Origin of the sequence: Streptomyces mesophilus, from assembly GCF_040300965.1 — a bacterium.
GTDB lineage: Bacteria > Actinomycetota > Actinomycetes > Streptomycetales > Streptomycetaceae > Streptomyces > Streptomyces mesophilus_A.
In genome coordinates, this window is sequence record NZ_JBEPEW010000216.1 from 1 (window position 1) to 10,013 (window position 10,013).

General features: G+C 72.1%; 7 protein-coding genes and 1 pseudogene. 3 read left to right on the plus strand and 5 right to left on the minus strand.

Going from position 1 to position 10,013, the window contains the following annotated elements; translation table 11 throughout:
* Positions 1-1,216, plus strand: a 1,216-nt coding sequence (locus ABT367_RS38680; protein ID WP_352258316.1) for a phosphatase PAP2 family protein, incomplete at its 5' end; no start/stop codon positions are given.
* On the opposite strand, the gene ABT367_RS38685 is transcribed toward ABT367_RS38680, so the two are convergent.
* On the minus strand, positions 1,176-2,837 hold the full coding sequence (locus ABT367_RS38685) for a glycosyltransferase family 87 protein (protein ID WP_352258318.1): 1,662 nt from the start codon (positions 2,835-2,837) through the stop codon (positions 1,176-1,178). The genes ABT367_RS38680 and ABT367_RS38685 overlap by 41 nt on opposite strands.
* Positions 2,838-3,279: 442 nt before the next feature.
* On the opposite strand from ABT367_RS38685, the gene ABT367_RS38690 reads away from it, so the two are divergent.
* Together ABT367_RS38690 and ABT367_RS38695 are read left to right on the plus strand one after the other, a co-directional pair.
* Positions 3,280-4,449, plus strand: a complete 1,170-nt coding sequence (locus ABT367_RS38690) for a steroid 3-ketoacyl-CoA thiolase (protein ID WP_165334268.1) — start codon at positions 3,280-3,282, stop codon at positions 4,447-4,449.
* A 176-nt stretch (positions 4,450-4,625) separates the two neighbouring features.
* Entirely contained in the window at positions 4,626-5,897 is a 1,272-nt protein-coding gene (locus ABT367_RS38695) for an alpha/beta hydrolase (RefSeq protein WP_352258319.1), read from the plus strand.
* A gap of 172 nt (positions 5,898-6,069) precedes the next feature.
* Here the strand turns inward: ABT367_RS38695 and ABT367_RS38700 are convergent, their stop codons facing one another.
* From ABT367_RS38700 to ABT367_RS38715, 4 genes and pseudogenes are all read right to left on the minus strand, one after another.
* A complete protein-coding gene (locus tag ABT367_RS38700; RefSeq protein ID WP_352258321.1) occupies positions 6,070-6,510 on the minus strand; it encodes a transglycosylase SLT domain-containing protein in 441 nt (146 codons plus the stop codon).
* A gap of 339 nt (positions 6,511-6,849) precedes the next feature.
* A complete protein-coding gene (locus ABT367_RS38705; RefSeq protein WP_352258322.1) occupies positions 6,850-7,767 on the minus strand; it encodes an ECF transporter S component in 918 nt (305 codons plus the stop codon).
* Complete coding sequence (locus ABT367_RS38710) at positions 7,764-9,812, minus strand: ATP-binding cassette domain-containing protein (RefSeq protein WP_352258323.1); 2,049 nt, start codon at positions 9,810-9,812, stop codon at positions 7,764-7,766. Before ABT367_RS38710 ends, ABT367_RS38705 begins: the two co-directional genes overlap by 4 nt.
* Positions 9,809-10,013: pseudogene (locus ABT367_RS38715) on the minus strand (energy-coupling factor transporter transmembrane protein EcfT); the annotation flags it as partial. The gene ABT367_RS38710 and the pseudogene ABT367_RS38715, both read right to left, overlap by 4 nt.

The following is a 10,013-nucleotide window of genomic DNA, read 5'->3' on the forward strand; positions in this document are numbered from 1 at the left end:
CTTCGCCGCGCTCGCCGTCGTGGTCGCATACGTGGGTCTGCGCCGCGCCGTGCACTACGCGCGCGACGGACAGCTGCTGCTCGCCGTGGCCCTGACCGGCTGCGTGGCGGTCGCGGTCTCGCCGACGGCCTGGCAGCACCAGCTCCTGTGGCTGCTGCTCGCGGCGGTCGGCCGCGTCGGCACCAAGGTCTCCTCGCGGCTCGTGTGGCCGGCGGCCGTCGTGGTGGTGATGACGCTGCCGGCCAAGGTGATCCTGCTCGACCGGGCGGTCCTCTTCCCGCTGCGGGACAACCTGCTGCTCCTGACCGCCCTGGCCGCCGCCTGCGCCGTCCCGTTCCTGAGCCGCACCTCGCCGTACTTCCGCGAGCCGGTCCGCACCGACTACGCGACCCCCGTCGACGCCCGCTGGAGACGGATCCCTCTCCTGCCGCTGTGGCGCCGCGCCCTGACCCGCCCGAACCTGCTGCTCGAACTGCTCCTGATCCGCGTCTTCTACTGGGCGTACTCGCAGGTGCGCCTGGCCGCGACGGCCGGCCGCGAGCAGGCCGAAGCGCACGGTACACAGATCTACGAACTCGAGAAGGCGCTCTTCCTCGACTTCGAGCTGTGGCTCAACCACCTCGTGGCGCGCACCCCTCGGCTCGAAGCGGCGATGAACTTCTACTACACGTCCTTCCACTTCGTGGTGCCGCTCGCGATCCTCGCCGCCCTCTACCGCCGCCGCCCCGCCGACTACCGCTGGGCCCGCAGCGCCCTGGGACTGGCCACCCTGCTCGGCCTGGCCGGCTTCTGGCTCTATCCGCTCGCGCCGCCGCGCCTGATGCCGGACCTCGGTTTCGTCGACACGATCCACGGCGTCCAGGACTTCACCCGGCCCGACTACGGAGCGATGACCGCGCTCACGAACCAGTACGCGGCCATGCCCTCGCTGCACTTCGGCTGGGCGCTGTGGTGCGGCCTGGTCGTCGCCGTGCTCGCCTCGCGGTGGTGGCTGAAGGCGCTCGGCCTGCTCCATCCGGCGCTCACCCTGGTGGTGATCGTGGGCACGGCCAACCACTGGATCCTGGACGCGGCCGGCGGCGCGCTCGTCGTCGGCGCGGGCTTCTTCCTCGTATACGCGCTGTCGGGGCCGCGCAGGACCAAGGAGCCGGCGCCCGGGCCGGAGGCGGAGCCGCTCAGCAGCGCTCCGGAGGCCGCCACCCGTACGCCGAACTGATCCGGTACTCGCCGGGACCGTCGACTTCGAGCCGTACGAAATCCCCGTCCCGCGCGAGACAGCCACCGGAGGTGGTCAGCCACGGCGAGTACGCGACCTTGACCGTCACCGGCCCCTTCGCCGAAGCACGCACGACCAGCGAGGTCTCATCGGAACGCACCACCTCGGCCGCCCCGGAGACCAGCGGCTCGGCGTCCCGCACGCGGAACACCTGCCAGTGCTCGTCCTGCCACACCGGCTCCAGGAACCCGGGACCGCCGCGCACCAGCGCCGCCTCCCGCTCGGCCGGCCCGTCCGGGCGTGCGTTCTTCGGCAGCACGACCAGGCCGACGGCCCACCGGTCGAGCCAGTCCTTGTAGGCCCGGGCCGAGAAGGCGCCGTCCTCCACGCCCGCGCCCGGATAGCCGTCGTAGAAGAGCGGTCCGCGCTCCACGTCGGCCTGCCGGTTCCAGCCCTTGGCGAGGTTGACGTGCGGCGCAAGGAGCACCGACTCGCGGTGGTCGCGTGCCGGTACGACCTCGACCCGGGTACGGTCAGCGCCCAGGCCGTCGAGCGCCTCGACCAGGCCGTCGGTGTGCTGCGCCCAGGCCGGGACCTTGGTGTAGACGACTATGTCGTCGACCGCTTTCTGGGTGACCCAGTAGACCGAGAACACCAAGGTCAGCACGTACGCGACCCGCTTGACGCGATCCGCGCGGCGCTGCGGCCCCGCGGGCTTCGCGGGCAGGCACGCGAGCAGCACGGCGGGCGCGATCAGCTGCGCGAACCGCTCCACGTTCGTCCCGATCGGCGAGGCGATCAGATACGTGAGCACCACGCCGAGCGCGTACACCGCCGCACCCGCCTTGAGCGTGCGCCACTTGGCCGGCGCGACGAGCAGCACGGCCGCGCAGAACAGCACGGGCGCCAGGATCCGCCCCCACCCCATGGGCTGCACACCCTCGAACGGGAACAGCAGCGTCGTCGCCGCGACCACCACGAACGGCGGCAGCAGCAGCGACAGGGCCCGGCCCCAGTCCCGTACGAGCAGGAAGGCCGCACCCACCACGACCAGATAGAGCCCCGCGACCGGTGACCCCATGGTCGCGAGCGCCGCGCACAGGCCCGCCCACCAGATGCGCCGCGCCCCGATCAGGAGCACACAGGCGCCGAGCGCGAACGCGATGCCGAGGGCGAAGGTGGTGCGCCCCGAGATGACGTTGCAGCACAGGGCGTACGAGGTGAGCAGGGCCGGCCACAGCGGCCGGGCGATCCCCGTGCGCACCCACAGCATCCCGCCCAGCCAGCCCGAGGCGAGACCGGAGAGCAGCGTCACCGTCTGCACGCCGAGCGCGGCCATCAGATACGGGGAGATCAGGCTGTAGTTGGCGGTGTGCAGCCCGCCGTACCAGGACAGGTTGTACGGGGAGCCCGGGTGCTCGGCCACGAAGTCGGCCCAGGCCTGCTGCGCGGCGAGATCCCCGCCGCCCTTCGCGAACACCAGCCACCACACCGCGTACAGCGGAAGCAGGGCGAGCGTCGAGAGCAGCGGCACCCGGTGGCGGACATGCCAGACGGCGCGGTCCGCGGCCGCGGCGGGCGACCGGGGGTGCGACGGCGACGACAGGGCGTCCTGGGCCATGGATGACGGCTTTCGGTCCGGCGGATGAGCTGGGCAACCTCGTAGACGCTAGCCAGCCGCAATCCGTTCAGGCACCCGGCCCCCGGTTCCGGGCGATTTGCGCAGGCAGGCGCGGAACAGCGGGTCAACTCCGGGGCCGGAACGCGTAGTAACGGGTTCTACCTGTGGCAAGGGTTGTGCGGAGATCTTTTACGCGCAAGTGGGGTGCAGGAACGGTGGCTGTGCGTGCAAGACCCTTGCGGTGGACGGGCCTAAGTCGTGAGACTGTCCCCGTAACTAGAACGCGTACTAGTTCTTGAGTCAGAAACAGACCTGAGGTCGAAGGCTCGGCCGGGCGGGGTGCCGGGACACCCCCACGGACCGCAACACGTCACTTGAGGAATCAAGGCGGCAAGCAGCCGGCTCGCGAAAGCGGCGGCGGGCCGGCCGCGAAGGAGGGCTCATGGCCGCGGAACCCGTCATCGTCGAAGCAGTGCGCACACCCATAGGCAAGCGCGGGGGCTCGCTCGCCAACCTCCATCCCGCCTACCTCCTGGGCGAGACCTACCGTGAACTGCTCGCACGCACCGGGATCCAGCCGGACTGCGTCGAGCAGATCGTCGGCGGCACGGTCACCCACGCCGGCGAACAGTCGATGAACCCGGCCCGCACCGCCTGGCTGACGATGGGCCTGCCGTACGAGACGGCCGCGACGACCGTGGACTGCCAGTGCGGCTCCTCGCAGCAGGCCTCGCATATGACGGCCAACATGATCGCGGCCGGTGTGATCGACATCGGGATCTCCTGCGGGGTCGAGGCCATGTCCCGCGTACCGCTGGGCTCGGGCTCCAAGCACGGTCCGGGCAAGCCGATGCCGGACGAGTGGAACGTCGACCTGCCCAACCAGTTCGAGGCGGCCGAGCGCATCGCCCGCAACCGTGGCCTGACCCGCGAGAACGTGGACTCGCTCGGCCTGATCTCGCAGGAGCGGGCGCAGATCGCCTGGGCCGAGGAGCGGTTCAAGCGCGAGACCTTCGCCGTCCAGGTGCCGACCACCGAGGACGAGCAGCGCGCCGGACAGGGCATGTGGCGCCTCGTCGACCGTGACGAAGGGCTGCGTGACACCTCCATGGAGGCGCTCGGCGGCCTCAAGCCCGTGATGCCCACCGCCGTCCACACCGCCGGGAACTCCTCGCAGATCTCCGACGGTGCCTCCGCCATCATGTGGGCCTCCAAGCGGATGGCCCGTGCCCTGAAGCTCAAGCCGCGCGCCCGGATCGTCGCCCAGGCCCTGGTCGGCGCGGACCCGCACTACCACCTCGACGGTCCGATCGACGCGACCCGTGCGGTGCTCGGCAAGGCCGGGATGTCGCTCAAGGACATCGACCTCGTGGAGATCAACGAGGCCTTCGCGTCCGTCGTCCTGAGCTGGGCCCAGGTCTTCGAGCAGGACCTGGAGAAGGTCAACGTCAACGGCGGCGCCATCGCTCTCGGCCACCCCGTGGGCGCCACGGGCGCCCGTCTGATCACGACCGCGCTGCACGAACTGGAGCGGCGCGACAAGGAGTTCGCCCTGATCACCATGTGCGCGGGCGGGGCGCTGGCCACGGGGACGATCATCCAGCGTCTCTGAGGACGTCGGGCTCGGGCCGGAAACCCCCGTACGCGGCTCCGGAATCCCCGTACGCGGCTGGGAAATCCCCCGTGCGCGGCTCGGAAATCCCCCGTATCCAGGTGTAGTTGAGTACACCCCGGGATCCGGGGGCTGGTCGGATGGGGCCGGACCCGGCCACGTACGACCATCTCCTCATGACGACGAACCGGACGCACCAGACGCCCAACACCCGCCGGACGCACCGCACTTCCCGTGGCATCAGGGCCGCCGTCGCCGCCTGTGCGGCGGTCGCCCTGGCCGCGACCCTGACCGCTCCGGCCTTCGCCGACGCCCGCCCCGCCGCGGTCACGGCGCACCAAGGGCGCGGCGACCTCATACGCGTGGAACCCGTCGCGGAACTGAGCAAGGCGCAGGTCGCCGCGTTCCTCGCCCAGGCCGAGATCGGCGACGAGACCGTGCGCCACGGGGTGCGCGCCTACCGCCTCACCTACCGCACGATCGACACCGCGGGCCGGCCCACCACCGCCACCGGCCTGCTCACCCTGCCCGTCGGCGGCGAGCGGCGGCTCGACCTCGTGTCCGACACCCACGGCACCATGGTCCACCGCGACTACGCGCCCTCGGTCGCGGAAGACTTCGGCAAGCTGCCCTCGTATCTGCACGCCTCCGCGGGCCGCGCCGTCGCCGCCCCCGACTACCTCGGGCTAGGCAAGGGCCCGGGCACCCACCCGTACATGGACACCCGCTCCGCCGTCACCGCCTCGCTCGACATGCTGCACGCGGCCCGCAGCGCGGCGCAGCGGCTGCACCGGCCGCTGACCGGCGACGTGTACGCGACCGGGTTCTCGCAGGGCGGCCAGGTGGCCATGGCGCTCGGCCGCGAACTGAGCACCGGGCAGGCCCGCGGCTTCCGGCTGCGTGCCCTCGCCCCCGTCGCCGGACCGTACGACCTCACCGGCGAAGAGGTGCCGGCGCTGTACGACGGCCGCGTCAACGACATCAGCGGGCTCTTCTACGTCTCGTACTTCCTCGTCGCCCAGAACCGGCTGCACCCCATCTACACCGACCCCTCCGAAGCCTTCCGCGCCCCCTACGACGAGCGCGTCGAGACGCTCTTCGACGGGGAGCACCACGAGGAGGACGTGGTCGCCCAGCTGCCGGGGAACGTGAAGGAGCTGCTCACCCCCGCCTTCTACGAGCGGCTGCGGCACCCCGACGGAGCGCTCCTGACCGCCCTGAAGAGCCAGGACGACAGCTGCGACTGGAAGCCCCAGGTGCCGGTGCGCCTGTACGCCTCGGCCGGCGACACCGACGTACCCATCGGCAACGCCCGCAGCTGCGCCGCCGACCTCGCGGACCACGGGGTGCGGGCGTCCGTGCTCGACCAAGGCGCCGTGGACCACTTCGGATCGTTCAAGAAGGGCGGGCCGAAGGCGGTGGAATGGTTCGACCGGCTCGCGCGGTAGGCGGTCGCCTGGTGCGACGGCTCGCGCGGTAGACGGTCGCCAGGTGCGACGGCTCGTGCGGTAGGCGGTCACCCGGTGCGACGGCTCGCGCGGTGACCGGTCCGGGCAACGACGAAGCGGCCGCCCCTCACGAGGAGGGACGGCCGCTTGCGTCGGTCATTCAGGGTCCGGCTCAGTACCAGTGGTGCTGCTGCCAGAAGTTCCACGCGCCGACCGGGGAGCCGTAGCGGGAGTTCATGTAGTCCAGGCCCCACTTGATCTGGGTGGCCGGGTTGGTCTTCCAGTCGGCGCCCGCGGACGCCATCTTCGAGCCCGGAAGGGCCTGGACCAGGCCGTACGCACCGGAGGAGGCGTTCGACGCGGTGTGGTTCCAGCCGCTCTCACGGGAGACGATCTGGCTGAACGCGTTGTACTGCGCCGGGTCCGGGATCATCTGCTTGGCGATCGCCTGCGCCGAACCCGCGGCGGCCGGGGCGGCGGCCGGAGCCGCCTGCACGGTCGCGGCCTGAGCGGGGGCCGCCATGAAGACCAGGCCGGCGGCCGAGGCGCCCACCAGGGCGGTGGCGACGGCCTTCTTCGGGGAAGCGATACGGCGGATGCTGGCGAGAGACACGGAGAACCTTCCGGTCGGGAACAGGGCAGTCGCAGGCAAGCCGGTACCGCGGGGACTGTGCGGTGGGGGTTTGCCGGGGCGGGGCCCGTAGGGGCCGCCGTGCCCTGCGACTCCTCCAGAGAAGCAGGGCTGTTACGTCGCCGCAATGACCCCTCTTACTAGTGGACCTCGCACCAGGGGCGTAACGGCCCCAATCTCGCCGGACCCCTTGTAATCGCAGGTCAGACCCCCTGTGAGACCCCTAGGGGAACGGGCTCTGAGGTCTACTATCCCGGCTCGTAAAGGACCTTGGTCCTGTGGGCGGGGTCACCTGGGAAGGACCCCTACTGTTACGTAGGGCTAGGATTCGTTACGGTTTTTCGGGGTTTTTGTATCGGTTTCGCCGTCGCCGCTGCCGTTGCTTTCTTCGCCGCCGCTGCTTCCGTTGCCGCCGTCGCCGCTTCCGTCGCTGCGCCCGCCGAACGTGACCGGCACCTCGAAGGCCGCCTTGCGTGTGGCCCGCCGCAGCGCCTTGAGGATCGTCGGGCCGAGCGTCAGCGTCAGGACCACCGTGATCGCGGCCCGGCCCAGGTCCCAGCCCATGGAGGTGGCGAGACAGTAGGCGAGGTAGCGGACGAGGTTCTCGTGCAGCGGGTCACCCGGCACGAAGGAGATCCCCGAGCTGAGACCCCCGACGATCGGCCAGCCGTACAGGTTCATCACGAAGCCGTACGCGAAGGAGGCGATCGCCCCGTACAGCGCGAGCATCCCCATCTCGGCCCGCCCCCGCAGCCGGTCCGCGCCCGGCAGCAGACCCGCACCCATGGCGACCCAGCCCATGGTCATCATCTGGAACGGCATCCAGGGCCCGACCCCGCCGGTCAGGAGCGCGGACGCGAAGAGGGTCACCGATCCGAGGACGTAGCCGAAGCCCGGCCCGAGCACCCGGCCGGCCACGATCATCAGGAAGAAGGTCGGCTCCAGACCGGCCGTCCCCGCACCGAGCGGCCGCAGCGCGGCGCCCACCGCGGCGAGCACGCCGACCATCGCGACGGCCTTCGCGCCGATCCCGCTCTCCGAGATGGTCGCGAGCACGACGCCGAGCAGAAGGGGGAGCAGGGCGGCGAACAGCCAGGGCGCGTCCTTGGCGTGCGAGACACCCGACTGCGGGTCGGCGAGCAGGGGCCAGCTGAAGGCGAAGAACCCCGTCACGCTGACGAGGAGCAGCGCCGCGACCGATTTCGGTCCGAGGCGTACGGCCCGCACCTGGCCGGTCACGCGCCCTCCCCGATCGCCGTGCGCACCTGGCCGACCGTGAGCCACGGCAGCGGGGCGAGGATCTTGCCGACCTGTGGGGCGAACGCCGGGGAGGACATCACGACCTCCTCGGTCGGGCCGTCCGCGACCACCTCGCCCTCGGCGAGGATCACCACGCGGTGGGCCAGCTCGGCGGCGAGTTCCACGTCATGGGTGGCGAGCACGATCGCGTGTCCGTCGGCGGCCAGCCCCCTCAGTACGGTCACGAGCCGGGCCTTCGCCGCGTAGTCCAGACCGCGGGTCGGTTCGTCGAGAAGGAGCAGCGGGGGCCGGGCGGTCAGCACGACGGCCAGGGCGAGCGCGAGGCGCTGACCCTCGGACAGATCGCGGGGGTGGGTGTCGTCGGGGATGCCCGGCAGGAGCTCCTCGACCAGCGCACGGCAGGTCCCGGCCGCGGCAGCCGCGTCCGCGTCGGCGGCCGCGCACTCACCGGCCACGGTGTCGGCGTACAGAAGATCGCGCGGCTCCTGCGGTACGAGGCCCACGCGCCGGATCAGCTCCCGCGGGGCGGTCCTGTGGGGGACGGCCCCGGCGACCCGCACACTGCCGGACGACGGTTCGACGAGTCCGACGAAGGCGGACAGGAGCGTGGACTTCCCGGCCCCGTTGCGCCCCATCAGCGCGATGGTCTCGCCGGGCGAGACGGTGAGGTCCACGCGGCGCAGGGCCTCGATCCGGCCGCGGTGCACACCGAGGGAAGCGGCGGCGGCGGTGCGCTCGGTGAGCGGCGCGGCCTCGCCCGGAGTGGTCTCGGGCTTGCGGCGGCGGAGGGAGAAGCGGCGGCGAGGAGTGTCTGCCGCCCCGGGGCTGGACAGTCCCCGCCCTCCCGGGGGCCGAGCCCCTTCGAGCCTATCGGCGCCCACTGACAACGCCCGCCCCTCGCCTGACGACGCCTGACCCTCGGCCGCCGACGCCCGGCCCTCGCCTGACGACGCCTGCCCCTCGGCCGCCGACGCCCGGTCCTCGCCTGACGACGCCTGGCCCTCTGCCGACGCCCGGTCCTCCGCGGCCGACACCGGGCCCTCGACCGCTGACGCGAGGTCCTCCGCGGCCGACGTCCGGCTCTCGGCCGCCGACGCCCGGCCCTCGACCGACGGTGCCCCGTCGTCGGCCGATGACGTCCGGCCCGCGGCCGCCGACGCCCTGCCTCCCCCCGACAACCCCCGCCCCTCCACCGGCGGCACCGCCACCCCCGCCAACCGCTCCCGCAGCGACGCCGCCCGGCGTCGCGCGTCGCGCACGGTCAGGGGGAGCGGCGACCAGTTCGTGAGGCGGCCGAGGCCCACCACCGGCGGGAAGACCGGGGAGACGGCCATGATCTCGGCGGGCGAGCCGAGCACCGGGGCATCGCCCGGGCCGGGCAGGAGTACCACCTGGTCCGCGTACTGCACCACCCTTTCCAGGCGGTGCTCGGCCATCAGGACCGTCGTGCCCAGATCGTGGACCAGGCGCTGCAGCACCGCGAGCACCTCTTCCGCGGCGGCCGGGTCCAGTGCCGACGTCGGCTCGTCGAGCACCAGGACCCGCGGGTGAGGAGTGAGCACCGAGCCGATCGCGACCCGCTGCTGCTGGCCGCCCGACAACGTGACGATCGGGCGGTCGCGCAGATCCGCGAGGCCGAGCAGGTCGAGGGTCTCCTCGACGCGGCGGCGCATCACGTCGGGCGCGAGGCCCAGGGACTCCATGCCGTACGCGAGCTCGTCCTCCACGGTGTCCGTGACGAAGTGCGAGAGCGGATCCTGGCCCACGGTGCCGACCACATCGGCGAGTTCACGCGGTTTGTGCGTACGGGTGTCACGCCCCGCGACCGTGACCCGGCCGCGCAGGGTGCCGCCCGTGAAGTGCGGGACGAGTCCGCTGACCGTGCCGAGCAGTGTCGACTTGCCGACTCCGGACGGGCCGACGAGCAGCACCAACTCGCCCTCGGGGACGGTGAGTTCCACCCCGCTGATGGTGGGCCGCGCGGCGCCGTCGTACGTCACCGAGACATCCTCGAAGCGGATCATGAGGCTTCCTTCCGAGGAGGGCTTGCAGAAGCGGACACGGGGGCGGGCGCGACGAATGCGGGCAGCAGCCCGATCAGGACGGCCGCCGCGGGCCACAGCGGCAGCTCGGGCGCCGTCGGCGGGACGACACCGGGGTTCAGGGCCGCCGGATCCGCGGTCGCCGCGGCGATCATCAGGGCCGCGACCGCCACACCGGACGCC

Coding starts and splice junctions, on each gene's coding strand:
- ABT367_RS38685 (WP_352258318.1), bottom strand. CDS start 2,837: ATGGCCCAGGACGCCCTGTCGTCGCCGTCGCACCCCCGGTCGCCCGCC.
- ABT367_RS38690 (WP_165334268.1), top strand. CDS start 3,280: ATGGCCGCGGAACCCGTCATCGTCGAAGCAGTGCGCACACCCATAGGC.
- ABT367_RS38695 (WP_352258319.1), top strand. CDS start 4,626: ATGACGACGAACCGGACGCACCAGACGCCCAACACCCGCCGGACGCAC.
- ABT367_RS38710 (WP_352258323.1), bottom strand. CDS start 9,812: ATGATCCGCTTCGAGGATGTCTCGGTGACGTACGACGGCGCCGCGCGG.